The organism is Janthinobacterium sp. GMG1 (assembly GCF_034427795.1).
Classification (GTDB): domain Bacteria; phylum Pseudomonadota; class Gammaproteobacteria; order Burkholderiales; family Burkholderiaceae_D; genus Janthinobacterium.
In genome coordinates, this window is sequence record NZ_JAXQNT010000009.1 from 148,771 (window position 1) to 167,583 (window position 18,813).

19 protein-coding genes and 1 pseudogene are annotated in these 18,813 nt (G+C 58.4%); 14 read left to right on the forward strand and 6 right to left on the reverse strand.

All coding sequences use genetic code 11. The annotated features are described in order from the left end of the window. Nucleotides 1-14 precede the first annotated feature (14 nt). The 6 genes from SJI03_RS22235 to SJI03_RS22260 form a co-directional block, all read right to left on the reverse strand. Nucleotides 15-356 carry a zinc ribbon domain-containing protein YjdM gene (locus SJI03_RS22235; RefSeq protein ID WP_034756972.1) on the reverse strand — a complete coding sequence of 114 codons (342 nt, stop codon included), beginning with the start codon at nucleotides 354-356 and terminating at the stop codon, nucleotides 15-17. Nucleotides 357-446: 90 nt separating this feature from the next. After that, complete coding sequence (gene dmeF, locus SJI03_RS22240; protein WP_322428621.1) at nucleotides 447-1,406, reverse strand: CDF family Co(II)/Ni(II) efflux transporter DmeF; 960 nt, start codon at nucleotides 1,404-1,406, stop codon at nucleotides 447-449. Between the two features lie 10 nt (nucleotides 1,407-1,416). Beyond that, nucleotides 1,417-1,692: a metal/formaldehyde-sensitive transcriptional repressor gene (locus SJI03_RS22245; RefSeq protein ID WP_322428622.1), complete on the reverse strand. Its 276-nt coding sequence runs from the start codon at nucleotides 1,690-1,692 to the stop codon at nucleotides 1,417-1,419. A 58-nt stretch (nucleotides 1,693-1,750) separates the two neighbouring features. After that, complete coding sequence (locus SJI03_RS22250; RefSeq protein WP_322428623.1) at nucleotides 1,751-2,575, reverse strand: TlpA disulfide reductase family protein; 825 nt, start codon at nucleotides 2,573-2,575, stop codon at nucleotides 1,751-1,753. Between the two features lie 75 nt (nucleotides 2,576-2,650). After that, nucleotides 2,651-3,187 (reverse strand): DUF2325 domain-containing protein, encoded by a 537-nt coding sequence (locus SJI03_RS22255; RefSeq protein ID WP_322428661.1) that lies wholly within the window; start codon nucleotides 3,185-3,187, stop codon nucleotides 2,651-2,653. Nucleotides 3,188-3,461: 274 nt separating this feature from the next. Next, on the reverse strand, nucleotides 3,462-4,067 hold the full coding sequence (locus tag SJI03_RS22260; protein WP_099380280.1) for a hypothetical protein: 606 nt from the start codon (nucleotides 4,065-4,067) through the stop codon (nucleotides 3,462-3,464). Between the two features lie 224 nt (nucleotides 4,068-4,291). Between SJI03_RS22260 and SJI03_RS22265 the strand changes: the two genes are divergently transcribed. From SJI03_RS22265 to SJI03_RS22330, 14 genes and pseudogenes are all read left to right on the forward strand, one after another. Further along, nucleotides 4,292-7,639, forward strand: a complete 3,348-nt coding sequence (locus SJI03_RS22265) for a type VI secretion system Vgr family protein (RefSeq protein WP_322428624.1) — start codon at nucleotides 4,292-4,294, stop codon at nucleotides 7,637-7,639. After that, complete coding sequence (locus tag SJI03_RS22270; protein ID WP_035817485.1) at nucleotides 7,636-9,177, forward strand: hypothetical protein; 1,542 nt, start codon at nucleotides 7,636-7,638, stop codon at nucleotides 9,175-9,177. Before SJI03_RS22265 ends, SJI03_RS22270 begins: the two co-directional genes overlap by 4 nt. Before the next feature lie 2 nt (nucleotides 9,178-9,179). After that, complete coding sequence (locus tag SJI03_RS22275) at nucleotides 9,180-10,190, forward strand: PoNe immunity protein domain-containing protein (protein ID WP_081922354.1); 1,011 nt, start codon at nucleotides 9,180-9,182, stop codon at nucleotides 10,188-10,190. 92 nt (nucleotides 10,191-10,282) lie between these two features. Next, nucleotides 10,283-10,696: a PoNe immunity protein domain-containing protein gene (locus SJI03_RS22280; RefSeq protein WP_322428625.1), complete on the forward strand. Its 414-nt coding sequence runs from the start codon at nucleotides 10,283-10,285 to the stop codon at nucleotides 10,694-10,696. Further along, nucleotides 10,683-11,192, forward strand: coding sequence for a hypothetical protein (locus SJI03_RS22285; RefSeq protein WP_322428626.1), 510 nt, complete (start codon nucleotides 10,683-10,685; stop codon nucleotides 11,190-11,192). Before SJI03_RS22280 ends, SJI03_RS22285 begins: the two co-directional genes overlap by 14 nt. Before the next feature lie 12 nt (nucleotides 11,193-11,204). Beyond that, the gene (locus SJI03_RS22290; protein WP_322428627.1) at nucleotides 11,205-12,128 is read left to right on the forward strand and encodes a type VI immunity family protein; all 924 of its coding nucleotides are present in this window, start codon (nucleotides 11,205-11,207) and stop codon (nucleotides 12,126-12,128) included. Between the two features lie 190 nt (nucleotides 12,129-12,318). Then, complete coding sequence (locus SJI03_RS22295) at nucleotides 12,319-13,341, forward strand: PoNe immunity protein domain-containing protein (RefSeq protein WP_322428662.1); 1,023 nt, start codon at nucleotides 12,319-12,321, stop codon at nucleotides 13,339-13,341. A gap of 92 nt (nucleotides 13,342-13,433) precedes the next feature. Next, nucleotides 13,434-14,459, forward strand: a complete 1,026-nt coding sequence (locus SJI03_RS22300) for a PoNe immunity protein domain-containing protein (protein ID WP_322428628.1) — start codon at nucleotides 13,434-13,436, stop codon at nucleotides 14,457-14,459. Next, nucleotides 14,459-14,932: a hypothetical protein gene (locus SJI03_RS22305; protein WP_322428629.1), complete on the forward strand. Its 474-nt coding sequence runs from the start codon at nucleotides 14,459-14,461 to the stop codon at nucleotides 14,930-14,932. The genes SJI03_RS22300 and SJI03_RS22305 overlap by 1 nt, the downstream gene beginning before the upstream one ends. Nucleotides 14,933-14,950: 18 nt before the next feature. Continuing rightward, nucleotides 14,951-15,526, forward strand: a pseudogene (locus tag SJI03_RS22310) (type VI immunity family protein); the annotation flags it as partial. After that, nucleotides 15,523-16,404, forward strand: coding sequence for a PoNe immunity protein domain-containing protein (locus SJI03_RS22315; protein ID WP_322428630.1), 882 nt, complete (start codon nucleotides 15,523-15,525; stop codon nucleotides 16,402-16,404). The pseudogene SJI03_RS22310 and the gene SJI03_RS22315, both read left to right, overlap by 4 nt. Nucleotide 16,405: 1 nt before the next feature. Continuing rightward, nucleotides 16,406-17,323 carry a PoNe immunity protein domain-containing protein gene (locus tag SJI03_RS22320; protein ID WP_322428631.1) on the forward strand — a complete coding sequence of 306 codons (918 nt, stop codon included), beginning with the start codon at nucleotides 16,406-16,408 and terminating at the stop codon, nucleotides 17,321-17,323. 33 nt (nucleotides 17,324-17,356) lie between these two features. Then, nucleotides 17,357-17,710 carry a PoNe immunity protein domain-containing protein gene (locus SJI03_RS22325; protein WP_322428663.1) on the forward strand — a complete coding sequence of 118 codons (354 nt, stop codon included), beginning with the start codon at nucleotides 17,357-17,359 and terminating at the stop codon, nucleotides 17,708-17,710. Continuing rightward, nucleotides 17,707-18,810, forward strand: coding sequence for a hypothetical protein (locus SJI03_RS22330; protein WP_322428632.1), 1,104 nt, complete (start codon nucleotides 17,707-17,709; stop codon nucleotides 18,808-18,810). The genes SJI03_RS22325 and SJI03_RS22330 overlap by 4 nt, the downstream gene beginning before the upstream one ends. Nucleotides 18,811-18,813 lie beyond the last annotated feature (3 nt).

The window sequence follows — 18,813 nt, forward strand, 5'->3', positions numbered from 1 at the left end:
GACAGGGAATAGCGTTAGACTTTCTTGACGAATTCCGTCTTCAGGCTCATGGAACCGAAGCCGTCGATCTTGCAGTCGATATCGTGGTCGCTGTCGACCAGGCGGATGTTCTTGACCTTGGTGCCCATCTTGACGACACCGCCGCCGCCCTTCAATTTCAAGTCCTTGATGACGCTGACCGTGTCGCCGTCCTGCAGGATATTGCCGGCCGAATCGCGGTACACCTTGGCGCCCTCTTCCACCGCTTCGCCGGCCGTGGCCGACCATTCATGCGCGCATTCAGGGCAGATCAACTGGCTGCCGTCTTCGTACGTGAATTCGGATTTGCATTGCGGGCATGGTGGTAATGTGCTCATTTTATTCTCTGTCTGGTGAACAGCGCGTGCTGTAAAAGCCGACATTATACTGCCTACGCCCCGCATCAGCATGCTTTTTCGCCATCATTGTCAAGGCCGGCGAATAATCTCGATGGTGCTGTGGACGATTTCCTCGTGGATGCCGATGCGCGCGCGCAGCTCGGCGGCCGTCAATGCGGCATCGCGGCTGACGACGGACAAGGCGCACGAGTACAGCTGCTTGCCGACTCGCCACACGTGCAGGTCGACGATGCGCGGCGTGTCGCCGGCGCTTGCCACTTCCACGGCTTCGCGGATTTCCTCCACCACGGGGTGGTCCATCTCGCGATCCAGCAAGACCTTGCCCGTTTCCTGCATCAGCTTTTTCGCCCACAGGGCCACCAGCACGGCGCCCGCGATGCCCATCACGGGATCGAGCCATTGCCAGCCGTAAGCCCAAGCGCCGCCCAGCGCGATGATGGCCAGCACGGACGTGGCGGCGTCGGCCAGCACGTGAATGTACGCGGCCTTCATGTTCAGGTCTTCGCCATGGTGGTGGTCGTGATGGTCGTGATGCTCATGGCCGTGACCATGGTGGTGATCGTGGTGTCCGCCGAGGATCAGCGCGCATACGAGATTGACAGCCAGGCCGAAAGCCGCCACCGCCATCGCCTGCGGATAGTGGATGGGCTGCGGCGACAACAGGCGCTCGACGGAGGCCACGACCATCAGCACGGCAACGCCCAGCAGCAGGATGGCGCTGGTATAGCCGGCCAGCACCTCGATCTTCCACGTGCCGAAGGCAAAGCGGGGATCGCGCGCATAGCGGCGCGCGGCCGCATACGCAAACGCGGCCAGGCCGATGGCCAGCGCGTGCGAACTCATATGCCAGCCATCAGCCAGCAGGGCCATGGAGTTATACCACCAGCCAGCGACAATTTCCAGCACCATGGTGGCCAGGGTGATCCACATGACGATGCGCGCGCGGCGCTCGGCCTTGTCGCTGGCTGCGCCAAAGACGTGTTCGTGCTGCCAGGCGGAGAGGTCTTCCTTGATAAATGGCGTTTGCATGACGGTCTCCTTATTTGAGGTAGGTGCGCAGGATGCCCGCGATGTCGTCGGCGCCCCTGGCCCGCTCGTCGCCCGAGATATCGGGACTGGCCACGTGCTCGCGCAAGTGTTCTTCGATGACTTCGGCCATCAGGCCATTGACGGCGCCGCGCACGGCGGCGATCAGCTGCAGCACCTCGCCGCAGTCGCGCCCCTCTTCCAGGCCCCGCTCCAGGCTTTCCACCTGTCCCCGGATACGCTTCACGCGATTGAGCAGCTTGGTCTTGTGGTGCGCCGTGTGTCCCATGATCCCGTCTCCATAAATACTATAGGGGGGTATACTATCAGAAACGGCTGCGGCCGCGTCAGGGCGCCGGCGCGATCTTTTGCAGCTTGCTGGCCAGCGAGGCGTCGGACAATTCGCCCAGGTGCGTATCGACCAGGTGACCTTGTGCGTCATAAAACAGGGTGGTGGGCAGGGCCGAGGACCCGGCCGCCTTGCCCAGCGCCGCTACGCTGTCGAGCAGCACATTGCGCAGGGTGACGCCGCTCCGGTCCAGGAAAGCGCTGGCCGCCGCCGCATCCTCGCGCTGGTTCGCATACACGAAGACGATATCGGCGCGCGCCTGCTGCGCGGCGGCCAGCACGGGCATCTCGCGCCGGCATGGCGGGCACCAGCTGGCCCACAGGTTGACCACCATGGGCTTGCCGCCGGCCAGCGCCGCCAGGGTCACTGGCGCGCCATCGAGCGCCTGCAACGCCACGGCCGGCAAGGCCGCCGGCTTGTCGTAGGCCAGCGAGATCCCTGCGCTCAGCACGCCCCAGGCCAGCGCGCCGGACGCGACGCTGACGGCCAGCGGACGGCGCATGGCCGCCATGGCGGGACGCCGGCAGCGCCACGCGGCAATGGCCAGCGCGGCCGCGATGCCGGCTGGCGCCAGGAAGCCGCCATCGCGGATATTGATGATGGACCAGGGCGCCACCAGATATTGTTCGTGCCAGCGTAGAACGAACGCCAGGCGCGCCGCCAGCAGGCCGGCGATCAGCATGTCGGAAACGAGAGGACCGGCATCCGGCAGTTGGCGATACCGCCTTAGCGACCACGCCACGCCATAGGCGACGCACAGGGAAACGAACAGCAGGACCAGACCCGTAGGCAGGGCCAGGGGGCCGATTTGCAGGGACAGCATGGGCGCTCTCTATAACGTCGAATGGATCGCCATTGTGGCCCATGCGGATTAAGCAGGCGTTAAGCGCTGCGAAGGTCAGGTGAGCAGCGCTTCCTTGCGCACGAAATGCATGGCTTGCGGCTGGTCCACCAGCACGCACTGCTTGCCCGTGCGCTTGCAGTGGTCGTGCACGCGCCAGTAGGCGTCGTGGCTGACGCAGCCCGTCTGGCAAATCACCAGGTCGGCCGCCACCAGGCCCGCTTCCAGCGCCGCCACGTCGTCGGCGCCATCGTCGCCGCCAGCATGGTGCAGGAAGCGCCCGCCGGCCTGCTCGATGGCTTGCTGCGCCACGTTGGCGCCGGCGGCCTGTTGGCCCGCATTCTGCTCCAGATAGCTGCCCACATACAGCACGGCTTTTTCGCGCAGGTCGGCCTGCAAGGCTGGCGCGGGCAGCCACTGCAGGCGCAGCAGCTCGCGCATCAGGTCCTGCACCCGCTCACCGAGCCACTCGACCCGGCGCGCCAGCCTTGCACGCGTCGGCAGGCCCGGCACGCTGGCCGCCAGTTCGGCCAGTTCATCGCGCGCCAGCGCCAGTTTTGTATCGCGGATCACGACCTGCGCCCGCGCGCGCATCAAGTCCGACTCCAGCTGCGCGATGCGGGCCGCCTGCGCAGCCAGCTGCGCACTGCAGCGCACCTGCGCGCGGCCATACTCCGCCATCAACACGCGATGCTCGCGCGCGATTATGTCCTCGTTGCCATACATACTGCCCATCATGCCCTCCTTCACCGACCGTGGCGCCATGGCGCCAGCCCATCGCTACCCCATGGATCCGCATTATAAATGAGAATCATTATTATTTGTCCATGCGCGTGCGCGCAGTAGGGGTATGCGGTGGCCGCCAGCGTCACGCAGCTGGCGGACAAGACAGCAGACGCTTCCATACGTCTTCCTGCACCTCCCGCACATGCCGCAGGCCATCGGGGCCACGATAGATCCCCAGCGTGTTCGGCCACGCCATATCGATGAACAACAGGCGCGCCGGATCGATCAGCAGGGACTGGCCCACATAGTTCCCCTTGATCTCGCCCTTGTTCACGGTCAGCAGGCGCGCACCACCGGCAAGCGCCCGCTCGTCCAGCGCCACGCCGCTGCGCTCGGCCACATCGCGCAGCCAGCGTTCACGCCAGCGCGCCTGCTCGCCGAACTGCCCCTTGGGCGGCCGGTCCAGCTTGACGATGGCCGCCACGGGCCCGTCTATCCCCGCCTGCAGCGAAAAGCCCAGGCGTTCCTGCAGTTCGACCGTGTAGGCCTCGCCCTTGACATCGATCTGATAGCGCCCCACCCCGTCCTGTACCCGCAGGTCAGCCTGATGGTAGGAAGGTTTGACGCAATTGGCGTATTGATGGACGAGCACATCGAGAAACGGCGGCTCGACGGGGGATGTCGCCGCCATGGCGGGCGACAGGCTGGCACACAACATGGCGGCAGCCACGCATTGCATCGTATTCATTCTTGCTCCGGTGATTGCACAATTTTTTTCAATGGTGGAATTGGCAAGATCCACACTCTAGCAGAAGGGGAAAAAACGCCCCGCACGGCCCGCGCATGACAGGCCCCGGCGCACGATTCAATTGAATCGCGCTTGTTAAATCACTATTTCTAAGGTGTAATCTTATAAGCAAATCATTGAATTAAATGCAAGTACCCTCATTTCGCCACACGGAGTTCCAGTCAATGTCCGAATTGGTCCAAGCAAGCGCGTCGCCGTCACCCGGTACGTCACCCGTTGCCAACGGTTTCAGCCAGGCCACGCGCCTGCTGAAGCTGAGCACGCCCCTGGGCCCGGACAAGCTGCTGGCCGAATGCGTGCGCGGCGAGGAAGGCCTGGGACTGGGCTATGCCTTCCACATCGCCGCCCTGTCGCTCGACGCGGCCATTCCCCTCAAGTCACTGATCGGCCAGCCCATCCTGCTGGAATTGCTCTTGGCCGATGGCGGCTGGCGCCCGTTCCACGGCCACGTCACCGCCGTCGAACTGGCGGGCGCGAACGGCGGCTTTGCCCGCTACAACCTGACCATGCAGCCGTGGACGGCCTTCCTGGCGCACGGCCGCGACAGCCGCGTCTTCCAGGACCTGGCGGTACCCGACATCCTCGAAGTCGTCTTTGCCCGCTACCAGGGCCAGGGCATGCTGGCGCCGGCCTGGCGCTTTGACCTGCTCGACCGCGCAATCTATCCGAAACGCAGCATCTGCAGCCAATACCAGGAAAGCGACTGGGCCTTTGCCGAGCGGCTGATGAGCGAGGAAGGCCTGTTTTATTATGCCGAACACACTGGCGACGCGGGCAGCGCCAGCCTGGGCAGCCACACCCTCGTCATCGCCGACCACAACGGCAGCTTCAAGCCCAACACCCAGGCCAGCATTGCCTACAGCCAGCCAGGCGCCGTCATGCCGCAAGACACGATGGACCGCTGGCGCATGCAGCTGCGCCAGCAAACCAACGGCATCGAACTGTCCAGCTGGGATTACCGCGCGCTGGGCCAGCGTCCCATCAGCGCCGCTGGCGCCCATGACGGGACGATGGCGCTGGTCAGCCGCGACGCGCCCGGCGCCTATGCCTACCCGTCGCGCGAACACGGACAACGCCTTGCCGAGCGCCAGTTACAGGCGCTGACGGCGGCCAGGGAAGTGTTTACGGGCGCCGGCACCGTGCGCACCCTGGCGCCCGGCACCACGTTTACCCTGAGCGGCCAGGCGCAAACGGATGCGGCGGGCGGTGGCGACGCTGCAAGCTTCCTCGTCACCCGCACGGTGCACCTGATGCATAACAACCTCGATGCGGAACTCGGCGGCGGCCTGCTGCAGCGCTTCGGCCAGGGCTTGCTCGACGCGCTGATCGGCGAAGAGGCGGCCGGCAGCCTGCATGCCGTCGGCGACACCATCAGCGAACGCCCGCCTTACCGCAACCGCATCGACGCCATCCGCAGCAAGGTCCCCTACCGCAGCACCTATGCCAACGACCACGGCCAGCTGCTGCATCCACGCCCCGTCATCATGGGCCAGCAGACCGCCATCGTCGTCGGCCCGGCCGGCGCCCAGCTGCATACGGACCGCGACCACCGCATCAAGGTGCAATTCCACTGGCAGCGGGGCGCGCAAAGCCATAGCCGGCTGGCGCATCCGGCCGCCGACGGCCACACGGGTGCGCCCGGCGACGACAGCGCCGGCACCTGGGTGCGGGTGGCCACGCCGCTGGCCCCCGTCGCCGGCGCCAACTGGGGCAGCAATGCCCTGCCCCGCGTGGGCCAGGAAGTGCTCGTCGATTTCCTGGAAGGCAATATCGACCGCCCCGTCGTCATCGGCACGCTGTACAACGGCCGCGGTCAGGCCGACGCGCAAAACAATCAGGTCAGCCAGGGCACGGGCGCGGCGACGGGCAACGCGCCGGCGTGGTTTCCCGGCCAGGCCGGCGCCCATGCCCACCCGGCGGCCTTGTCGGGCATCAAGACGCAGGCATTGCCAACGAGCCAGGGCGGCGGTGGCGCCTACAGCCAGCTGGTGTTCGACGACAGCCCGGGCCAGGGCCGCGTCGCCCTGCAGCGCCACGCCGGCCCCCATCAGGGAACGGCCGAACTGAACCTGGGCCATTTGCGGCACCAGAGCGACAACCAGCGGCTGGCGCCGGCCGGCTTTGGCGCCGAGCTGAAAACGGAACACAGCGCCGCCCTGCGCGCGGGAGCGGGCATGCTGCTGTCGGCGCATGGCCGCGATGCTGGCGGCAGCCAGATGAATGCGCAGGAAGCGCTGGAACAGCTCAGGCAAAGCTTGCAACTGCAGACCTCGCTGACTGAGCAGGCGCAGAAACATTTCGCGCTCGAAATGCCCAGCCCGGCCACAGCCGGTGCGGCCGCGCCAGCTTCCGCTGCCACGCCGGACCAGACGGAGACGCCTTCGCCAGCCGCGCAGCTCCCCGCCCTCGCCCAGATGCAGCACAGCATCGAGGTCCTGGGCGCGACGGCCGAGGGCGCCGCCACGACGGGCCAGGGCCAGGGCCAGCAGGCGGCGGGCGGCGAAGGCCAGGCCAGCGCGTATGGCGACCCGCAACTGCAATTATCCAGCCCGTCCGGCATCGCCGCCACCACGCCGGCCAGCGCCGTGCTGGTCGCCGGCGGCAACGGCAGTCTGGCGGCGGGCGCCGATCTCAACTTCGCGGCGCAGGGCAACAGCCTGTACGCGCTGGGCAAGGGCATCAGCCTGTTCACCTACGGCAAGGCCAGCAGCAAGGACAAGCCGAACCAGGAAACCGGCATCCGCCTGCATGCGGCCAGCGGCAAGGTCAGCAGCCAAAGCCAGTCCGATGCGACACGGCTGACGGCAGACAAGGCCATCACCGTCAGCAGCACCGCCAAGAGCGTCACGGCGGCGGCCAAGCAGCACATCCTGATGACGGCCCAGGGCGCGTACATCCGCCTCGAAGGCGGCAACATCATGCTGCACGGCCCCGGAAAAATCGATTTCAACGCCAGCATGAAGGAATTGACGGGACCGGCAAGCAGCACCCCAAAATTACCTTTGTTGCCACAGGCTGGGGACGTAAGCAATTTCATGGAATTGAATTATCGCTGGGATGATTTACAGCCCATGGTGGGGGCGCCATACGCCTTGCTGTTCGACAATGGCACCCGCCTGGAAGGCAAGCTCGATGCAAACGGCTTTGCCCGTCTGGAAAACCTGCCTGATCGCAATGCCGTCGTGATCTACGGCGAAGACGAAAGGGAAGCGGTTCCCCGCCACAAGCAGAAACCGAACCAGCTGGCTGGCAGCAAGCCGAAAAGCGACGACGAGGCGCAATCGGTCCTCGAACGCTATCTGGCGCAAGAGGCCGCTTACTACAAAGACAATTTCTTTCCGGATGAGCTCGCTGAAATGGCTGAGGACTTTCCTGCAGGCGCCACCGTCAGCACACTTGAATATAATTTTCACTACGACGATTATCGCTACAAGGACGAGGACAGCATTGCTGACAAAGCCGCAAGCAAAAGCTACCGGGACTTGCACGATCAGGAAGGCGACGAGTCATGAGCGGCCTCACCCCTACCGTCCCGGCCAGCGCGATCCGTGGCGCCTCGCCTGCCAGCCGGGCGCTCAGGCAGGCCGATGACGGCATCGGTACTTGGCTGAGTGACCTCGTCACTGGTTCGGGCTCATCTCCCGCGCACATCATCATCACCGGTATTCTCGGTGTCGTCCCTGGTGTGGGACAGGCCATGGATGCGCGCGACTTGATCCTTGGCATCATTGTCATCAGCAAATCGCCGTCCGCCATCGGCGCCTGGGTGGAACTGGCCATCACCCTGGTCGGTTGCGTACCCGCCGTGGGCGATACGCTCAAGGTCGGCTTCAAGCTGATGAACAAGGGGCACAATTTTGGCCGTGTGCTGGAAGCCGTCTCGCCCAAGCTGCGCGGCAACGTCGAAAAATTCATGCGCAAGATCGACTGGAACGTACTGGCCCGTGAAAGCAAGAGCTTGTTCAAGGGTGTAATCGATACGTTTATTGACGGCATCGATAGCTGGATCGTCAAAGCCGTGGCGGGAAAGTCGGAAGTCAAGCTGTTGATCCAGGAAATGCAGGCAATCCAGAAGCGCGGACCCAAAATGATCGAGGACGCCTTCGCCGAACTGAAAAAACTGCATGGCAAGATGATGGGCCATGACCTGCCGCACAACACGGCTGCGGTCGGCAACGCGACAGGAAAAGGCGTGCAGCATGCAGCACAGGAGGCGGGAAAGGACATTGCCGGCAAGGAAGCAAAAGCCGCCAGCAAGGCCGAAAAGAGACTTGCAGCGAAAAAGAACAAGGACGTCACCGGCAATCAGGCCAAGCCCAATTCCAGCAAGGTCAATACCAAGAAAAAAGGCGAAAAGAAAAAGCAGGGCTGGCACACCGGCGTACCGGCCGAGCACATCACGGATTACTTCGTGAAGAAAAGACATGCGCTGTTCAAGAAGGCGAACAATGCCGGCAAGCTGACCGAAGAGCATAGCCTGCCGCACGCAGGACTCGATCATCTGTGGTTCAAAGGCGCTGCACTTAGCCAGCCTTTCGTTGTCGGCGAAACCAAGTCGAGCCTGTTCGATTCCTTCCGCCTGATGGCGGCGCTACCGGCCGATCTGCAGGAAAAATTCAGTTCCCTGAGGGCGGACGAAGCGGCGAATCCCACGAAAAACAATAACAAACCGAATATTTTCGAAAATGCGGACCGCGATGCCCATGCAAATCAAGACGTAAAAATAGGGAACCAGGAAGCGGATGAAAAAGAACTGAGAAAAGGCTTGAACAAGGAAAATAAAGAAACGAAGCTGCCGACGCAAATGAGCCACGAATGGATCGCCCGCTCGATAAAATCGGAGAAACTGACGGCTACCGGAGTCACCATCAAGCCCTTGATGAAAAAATACGCGGCAGGCCAGCTGCTCAATCCCAAAGCCAGCCCCCCCTATCTACGCTGGATTTCACTGGTCACCGGTCGTCAATTGACCAAGCATCGGCAGTCAAAGGGGCGCAATCATGAAATCCAGTTGATGCTGGATATTCCAGAAAATATATTAAGGAAATAAGCATGCAGACACTGGATGAAAAGACTTTTCTCGCATCCCGTAGGGAGTTGCTGTTGTCATACGCCATCTATGTTGAAAGCAAAGACAGCCAGGACGAGTGCTTCGACATGGTGGAGGCAGGCTTGCAACAGCCCGCGGAAGTACTGCAGAATATCCCGCCAGAAAACTTCATGACGGCGACGCGCCAGCGGGCCTGGGAAGGTATCGACCAGCTCACCCTGGCCTACAGCGCCGGCCATACGACAGCCGATCTGCGCGCGCTATATCCCACGATACTGGAATATTGGGAAGAGTTTGCCAGATATGACACGGCTTTTGACCTGCAGGCCAGCGCCGCGGAACGGGGCTTTCCCCACTTCGCCCTGCCCGATGTCGCATACGAACAAGTCAACCGGATGATCTGCCTTGGCATTCTCCTGGGTTGGGGTAATTTGCTGCCCCGCTTGGCGCCTGTCATCGATTTCAACAACCATGAAAAAGATGGGCTGGTTGAACGCCTGCTGGCATTTTCCATCGATGGCAGGGATACCGACTGGCCGGAATGCACGCGCCACCTGCCCTATTTCAAGACACTCAAGATATTCGCGGCAGAAGAAAAAGATCGTCCGGCGTTGATGCAGGACTACCTGGAAGAATGGTATTACGCCAGCCGCCGTGAACCCTACTATGACAGTCACGAGCGCGATACGTCATTTTTAGGCTACTGGTCATGGGAAGCGGCAGCCATCACCTGCCTGCTCGATATCGACGACAGCAGCTATCGCGATGCCACATTCTATCCGGCAGACCTGACGGCCTTTTTCCGGCAGGCACGCGTGGACTATGAACCGGACGGCGGCGGTCCTGTGCCGGCAAACGAGTTGCGCGCCAAGGCTGGCGACCCCTGCCCCAAGGCGGGAACGTGGGAATCGCTCGATATTCCTCCGCGTGCCATGTCGTATGAGCGGGAACAGCCCATGCTCGACCTCGAGTCAGGATATGGATTGACTGTCTGGCGATATCTGGAAAATTGAATATGCCCGCGGGGCGCCAGGCGCTCAAAAACATCCCGAGGCGGCAAGATGCCGGTTTTCGATGACTCCAACTATGGGGAAACAATTTGGTATTGGAGTACGGAACGGTATCCGGCCATGAAAATCATCCGCGCTGGTACGATGAGCATCTCAAAATCAGCGAGGAAGGCTATGCCGCCTTTTACGGCTACGTGACCTTCGAAGCGGCTGCGACCGTCTTTATGCTCGACCTGGACGACAGCCAGATCGAGCATCTCGTCTCCCCCAAAGACCTGGTCGATTATGCACGACAGTTATGGGAAGAAGGCCGCTACACCAGTCAGGAAACAGAACCACTAATACGCAAGGGACGCGTCGAGGGCGGCCAGTCCTGCCCTCAAACAGGCTTCTGGGAAACCCCAGCAAAATTACACAGCCGCAGTCATTTTGAGCAGGGCCAAATCATGCCTGTTTTTGATGATGCGGCATACGGTGAAACCATCTGGCATTGGAGTGAAGAACAATAGCCCATTTTCCATCTGGCACAGCCAGCGACTGGCCCAGCGCCGGGCTGCCTCAGCGCATGAGCCTTTGGAATGGCGCGCCTACGCAGGCCGGTCAGCGGCAAGCACTGGACATTCGGCTGCCAACCCGCAGATTGGAACAGGGCGAGATCATGAGCAATCTGGATGCTGCCTGTGGCTTGACGGTATGGCATTTTCTGAAGGTATAAAAAACAACGACGTGAGAGGAGAAAAGATGAGCACAACGGAACGTTTTTTTACTGCCGAAGATGTAGAGGGAATGGTTGCGGACCTCAAGGAATGGCCAAACATGTCCTGTGACGATGGAAATCAAGATCTAGGTGTGTCTCCATTTACTACTTTCTATTTCCTCTACAACACTAAGCACCACCTTGATACGTCACTGCTGATGGTGGGTATTCATGAGGAATTTGAACGACTGACAGGGAATCCCTATCTTATCGGCACACATCCCGATTCGGAACGTCCTCACCCTTAAGGCTCAAAGCGATTGCCAGATCTGCGTGAATTTGCTCGAAAAACAAGAAAAACAGACTATTTCGCCTTCAATTTTACCGATCAGAAAAAACATAACTCGTCTCCTTCTACTGCTGGATATTTCTGGAAAATGCGGGACTATATGAATGACAATCCCGAACCATCAAACAAGGTTTACTCATCCATTCAATTCTACTATCGCTGGTCATGGTGGAAGGACAACAAGAATGCGTGGCGGCAGTTTGTTCTGAAAACCATGGAAAAACTAAAACCTGATCAGGTTTACAGCGGCTTTTCGATGGCCAATCCGCTTGCCTTCGGTACCCGCTCAGAAGTGACCGTGTGGGAACGCTCTCTGGCGCCGCGATTTTTTGGTTTGGACATTGATTATCCTTTTTCCATGAACGGCTCGCTGGCAGACGGCATCCGCCCGCCAACCTGGGGCTTTTTGCTATCGGATACGTGGCGTGAAAAATTGGACCTGAGCCGCGACCAGATAAAACTCAGCCTGCAGCATCCGCAAATCCGGATCGACGAGCTCGATTCCGGCCTATGGATCGAACTAGGCGAGGAGCCGGCGCTCTACCCGGTAGAGGACGGCGTGCCGGAATTGCCGGCGCTGCTCAACAAGCTGCTCAAGCCGATCCGCAACGACCACATGGCCCTGCTGGGCTTTGGCCAATGGGACGGCGATCCCAACGAACGCTTCAACGACGCCGACTCGCTGCGCTGGATGCGGCGCTTCGATGCCGACAGCGACTGGCCCAGCGCCGAGCTGCGTCAGCGCCGCGATGACGGCGGCCCGGATGACGCCGCGCCAGCACAGGAGCCTTTGGAATTGCGCGCCTACGCCAGCGAGGCCTGCCCGCAGGCCGGACAATGGCAAGCGCTGGACATTCCGCCGCAACCCGGCGATTTGAACAGGGCGAGATCATGAGCAATCTGGATTCCGCCTACGGCTTGACAGTGTGGCGCTTCCTGAACGCATGAAGAAACAGCGACGGTACTGATGTTCGAGACCATCGACCTGATGCTCGATTGGAAAAGGCAATCATGCATTGCGGTTCGAGCATACGCATACCTTCTTTGACACGAATACAATTTACCCAAGAGAAAAGCACGTGACCATGGAAGATTTACCCTTTCATCAACGACGTAGACAGCATTTTCTCCATGAAGAACTTTATCAAAAAACACGGACAAATCAACTTTCCTTGATCCGGGGAGGAGAGGAAAACAGAAAGGATGCATATTCGATAGGCGAAAGTTCCTCCGTTCATCATTTTCTGTATCTGGAATTGCTCTGGATATGGATGCTTGACTACACGGCAGGCATAGCCCTCGATCAACTGGCGCCTCGAATCGCCGATATTGTGGACAAATTTGAAGAGTGGAACGAAGTGGATCAAAAGTATCAGCAGGAGTGTACGCAGAAGCTGCCTGAATATGGTCAGTATACATATTCGGGGGCGCCCGATTTCTCGATACTTTCCGACTACGAAGACACGCTGCAACTGCTGAGCATTGCCATTTTGGTGCGCGATCAGCGTTCGGTCCAACGCATCATCCACGTACTACGTAGCCATCGCGGTCAAGATGGCCTGTTCGAGCAATTGATCAGTGCTTATGTCGACAACGTCGAGCGCGATACCTGCGTACTTGGCGCCCCTTATGACACCTTGCTACGTGTGTTTTATGAAGAAGATGAAACGGCCACACTCACCTTGCTCAAGAAATATCTGCAACAGTGGTATCCGGTAATGAAGGATCATCCACGCTGGCATGACGAGCATCTTAGAATCAGCGAAGGGGGCTATGCCGGCTATTATGGCTATTGGGCATTTGAAGCCGGAGCGGCGGTCTTTATTCTCGACCTGGACGACAGCGCTATTGATCATCTTGTCTACCCCAAAGACCTGGTCAATTATGGCCGCAAGTTACGCGCGGAACACCGTTACACCAGTATGGATACTGACTTAATAAATAAGGCCGGTCGTGTCGAGGGAGGCCAACCCTGCCCGCAAACCGGCTTCTGGGAAACCCAAGCAAAGTTACACAGCCGTAGCCATTTTGAGCAAGGTGACAGAATGCCAGTTTTCGATGACTCTAGATATGGAGAAACCATTTTGTATTGGAGTACGGAACAGTAACCTCCATGACAGCATGGGAGATGCTTCCCTCGAAATTCGTCAGCGCTGATATATATATTAACGTTCCACGGTGTTTAGCTTACAGGGAAACAATGAGTACCAGTTCATTCAATGCGCGGCGCCGGCAAAAATTTCTCCATGAAGACATTTACCATAACACGCGAAAAAACCAACTCGAATTATTTGAAGGACAACTTCTCAACAAAAATATCGCTGAGTCGACACAAAGTCAAACTGTCATTTACCAGTTTTTGTATTTGGAAGCGTTCTGGATATGGATACTCGACTATACGGCAGGTGAACCGCTTGATGCACTGGCGCCGCGCATTGCAGACATCGTGGATAAATTTGAAGAATGGAACGAGGTGGATCAACTCTATCAGCAAGAATTGGCGCTCGATTTTCCAGAAGATGGGCCATATGAATACGAGGGTGCGCCGCAGTTTTCCATCCTTTCCGATTATGAAGACATGCTTCAACTGCTCAGCATCGCCATTCTGCTACGCGATCAGCGGTCGGTGCGACGCATCATCCACGTGCTGCGCAGCCACCGTGGCCACGATGGGCTGTTCGAGCAATTGATTGGTGCATATGTCGAGGACAGTCAAGACCTGGACACCTGCATTATCAGCAAGCCCTACAACACTCTGCTGCAAGTATTCTATGAAGAAGACGACAACGCTGCCTTAGCCCTGCTCCAGAAGTATTTGAAACAGTGGTATCCGGCCATGAAAAATCATCCGCGCTGGTACGATGAGCATCTCAACATCAACGAGGAAGGCTATGCCGCGTATTACGGTTACTGGGCCTTTGAAGCGGGGGCGACCGTCTTTATACTCGACCTGGACGACAGCCAGATCAACCATCTGGTCTATCCCAAAGACCTGGTCGACTATGCGCGAACATTATGGGAAGAAGGCCGCTACACCAGTCAGGAAACAGAGCCACTGATACGCAAGGGGCGCGTCGAGGGCGGCCTGCCCTGCCCGCAAACAGGCTTCTGGGAAAACCCAGCAAAGTTGCACAGCCGTAGCCATTTTGAGCAAGGCAAAATCATGCCTGTTTTTGACGATGCGGTACATGGCGAATCCATCTGGTACTGGAGTGAAGAACAATAGTGAGTACAAGGGACAGTTTTCTTGGCAATGACGATATCGAAGGATTTGTTTCCGATCTCAAGGAGTGGCCGAATTCATCTTATGGAAATGACCATATCACACATAATGTCAGCCCTTTCGTCAGCTTTTATTTTCTCTACGACAGCAAGCATTATCTTGATACGTCACTGCTAATGGTGGATATACATGAGCAATTTGAGCGTCTGACGGGAAACCCCTATCTTATTGGCACGCACCCTGATTCGGAACGTACTCACCCTTACGGCTCAAAGCGTTTGCCAGATTTGCGTGAATTTGCTCGAAAAACAAAAAAAGAAGACTATTTCGCCTTCAATTTTACCGATCAGAAAAATCATATTTCCTCTCCTGCCACGGCAGGATATTTTTGGAAAGTTCGGGATTATATGAACGACGACGCGGTCCCATCAAACAGAACCTATTCGTCGATTCAATTTTACTATCGTTGGTCATAGTGGCTCGAAAATAAAGACGCCTGGAGACAATTTGTCCTTCAAACGGCTGGAATCCTTGATGCTGCGCAGGTATACAGCGGCTTTGCCATGGCGACGCCATTGGCGTATGGCTCCCGATCGGAAGTCTCAGTCTGGGAACGTTCTCTGACAACCCATTTTTACGGACTTGATATCGATGATTATCTCGGCATGCACGGTGAATTGGCGGTAGGTATCCGTCCCCCCACGTGGGGCTTTCTGCTGTCGGACACCTGGCGCGAGAAACTGGATATCAGCCGCGAGCAGGTCAAGCTCAGCCTCCATCATCCAAGCATCAAAATAGAAGAACTCAGCGTGGGGCTATGGATTGAATTGGGCGAAGAGCCGTCGCTTTACCCGGTTGTCCCGGCACTGCCGGTATTACTCAACAAATTGCTCAAGCCGATACGTCATGATCATATGGGCCTGCTAAGTGGCGCCCAATGGAATGGCGACCCCAACGAACGCTTCAACGACGCCGACTCGCTGCGCTGGATGCGGCGCTTCGACGCCGACAGCGACTGGCCCAGCGCCGAACTGCGCCAGCGAGCAGCAAAAACGACGGGGAAACAATGATCACCGCCCCGTTCGACGTGCGGCGCCGGCAGAAATTTCTCTACGAAGATCTTTACCATAAAACACGGGGAAATCTGCTCGCATTAATTGAAGTCCGACTTGCAAATAAAAAGATAGTGGAATCAACGCTGGAAAACTCTGTGGCGCATCAGTTTCTGTATTTGGAAGCGTTCTGGATCTGGATGCTGGACTACACAGCGGGTGAACCGATCGATGCACTGGCGCCGCGTATCGCCGGCATCGTGGACAGGTTTGAAGAATGGAATGAGATCGATCAATTCTGTCAACAGGAAGCGGCGCTTGAGTTTCCGGATTATGGACCGTACGAATACAACGGAGCGCCGGACTTTTCCACCCTTGCAAATTACGAGAACACGCTACAACTACTCAGCATTGCGATATTATTGCGCGATCAACATTCGGTCTTACGCATCATCCATGTGCTACGCAGTCACCGTGGCCAGGATGGCTTATTTGAGCAATTGATAGGCGCATATGTCGAGGATAAGCAAGATCTCGATTCGTGCATTCTCGAAAAGCCCTATGATACTTTGCTTCAGGTTTTCTATGAAAATAATGAGAGAGAGACACTCAAACTGGTCCAGAAATACCTGAAACAGTGGTATCCAGCCATGAAAGGTCATCCCCGCTGGTACGACGGGCATCTGAGAATCAGGGACGAGGGATACGCTCCCTATTACGGTTACTGGGCATTTGAAGCGGGTGCGACGGTTTTTTTACTTGACCTGGACGACAGCCAGATCGACCATCTGGTCTACCCCAAAGACCTGGTCGATTATGCGCGCCAGCTACGGAAAGAGAGCCGCCACAGCAGCGTGGAGATGAAACCATCTGCAAAACGAGAACGCGGCGAATAAAATGAAAAATCCACCATTCGATGATCGCCGCCGCCAACAATTTCTTTGTCGGCAGTTATATGAAAAAACCCTGGAGAATTCACGTGCGCTGCTACAAGTTCAGCTAAGAAACAAGGAATCAGCTGAATGCGCTGGAGACACCAGTTTGGCTTGCCATTTCCTATATCTGGAAAATTTCTGGATCTGGATGCTGGATTACACCGCTGGCGTGCCAATCGAGGAACTTGCGCCACGGCTGTCCGATATCGTGGACAGGTTTTCGGAATGGAACGAAGCCGATCAACATCAACAAAAGAAAATGTTGTCGCAATACCCCGAGTATGGCCCATACAAATACAGGGCAGCGCCAAATTTCGGCGACCTTTCCGATTATGAAGATACGCTGCAATTACTAAGTGTCGCCATATTATTGCGCGATCAGCGCTCGGTCATGCGCATCATTCGCATATTTCGCAGTCACCGAGGACAGGACGGCCTGTTTGAACAGCTGATTGGCGCGTATGTGGACGATGAGATGCCCCTCGATACCTGCATACTGGGCCAGCCCTACGAGACGTTGCTGCAGACGGTATATGAAAGCGATGAAGGTGCGGCAAAAACTCTCATCAAAAAATATTTGAAGCAGTGGTACCCTGCCATGAAGGATCATCCACGCTGGTACAACGGCCATCTGCGCATTAGCGACGAAGGCTACGCTCCCTATTACGGTTACTGGGCATTTGAAGCGGGTGCAATGGCCTTTGTGTTTGACCTCGATGACAGCGGTATCGATCATTTCGCCTACCCGACAGATCTCGTTGCGTATGGGCGTGCACTGCGCGAGGAAAACCGTTATACCAGCAGAGATATGAATGCGGCGGGCGATGTCGGACATGTCGAAGGCAAACAGCCCTGCCATGACACGGATTTTCGGGAGTAAGGATGCAGACTCTGGACGAACACACTTTTTTGGCTGGTCGAACGCCTGCTGGCCTCTTCCGTCGATGGCAGGGACACCGCATGGCCAACATGCACGCGCCGCCAACCCTATTTCAAGACGCTCAAGATATTTGCGGCAGAAAAACAAGAGCGTCCGGCATTGATGCGGGACTACCTGGCAAAATGGTATGACGCCAGCCGCCGCGAACCCTACCATGACAGCCACGCGCGCGACACGTCATTTTCAGGCTACTGGTCATGGGAAGCGGCAGCCATCACCTGCCTGCTCGATATCGACGACAGCAGCTATCGCGATGCCGCATTCTATCCCGCCGACCTGGTGGCATTCCAGCGTCAGCCACCCTCCATGCGATTGGATCCAGCATGAGCAACAAACCCGCCGTGATGGCAGCCTGTCTCATTTTCGCCATGCCCGCGCTTGCGCACGCCGCCGACGGCCCCTTCCCAGGGATTTACTCCGTCATCGATCCCGTCACGGGCATGACACAGGATGTGCTGAAGATCAAACCCTTCATCGATGGCGAATTCAACGTCTTTCCCCGTTTCGCGGGCGAACGGGCATGGGCCGGCGTGCTCTCCGCCAAGGTCATGGGCGCCAGGGACGACTACCTGGCGGAAGCATTATTCCCTCAGGACGGCAAGGTGCGCGCCCTGGCGATAGAGGACATCGGCTACCTCTACTACACGCCCGGCGGAAGTTATTCGCGCGACGGCCGCTCGGATACCGGCTACCTTAGCCATATCTTTGCCATCGGCATCAAGTCCATGCAGCGCCGTCCGCTGCTGGCAGACCATGCCGAACGGGGCGAGCGCGGCCAGCATGACTACCGGCCCGGGGCCGATGAGGCAAAGATAGCAGTCAGCACCTTGAACTACAGCGCCCGCTCCATCCAGGTCGGCGTCAGCGATGCCGGCAATCCTGCCAACGCCGTCGATACCGATCCCCTGAACCCTTACATGAGCAGCGCCGCCAATTGCTGTTTCTACCTGCCAGCCGCCCCACAGAAGCCGGTACAGCTCAACATCGAGTACCGCTGGCTGCCGGCCGGCAAGCCGGAAACGGGCACCTTGCCGCTGCCGGCCGGCACTGCCACCGAGGAACTGCTGGTCATCGTGCAAGCCGATGGCAAGCTGGCGCTGGAATTTCGCGCCCCGCACGCGTCGCTGTCGATGACGGCCGATGGCAGTGTCGAGGCTGGCAATGGCAGGCTGTATCCGGCCCTGCCCGCCGCCGAGCGCAAGGCCGTGCTGGCCGCGGAACTGGCGCGTCAGCAACGTTCTCTCAAAGACCTCAGCAAGAAACTGGAGAAACTGCCCCCGACGACACCGTTGCAGCTCACGCAGCAGGTGGCAGAACAGGTCGCAGAGCGGCAGAGCGCCGTGACCTATCTGGAAGCGTTTTCCGCATGCAAAGCGGCCGTACGCGAGTGCGACAAGCAAGCCAGGGCGGCGGTCCGCGCCAGATAGCGG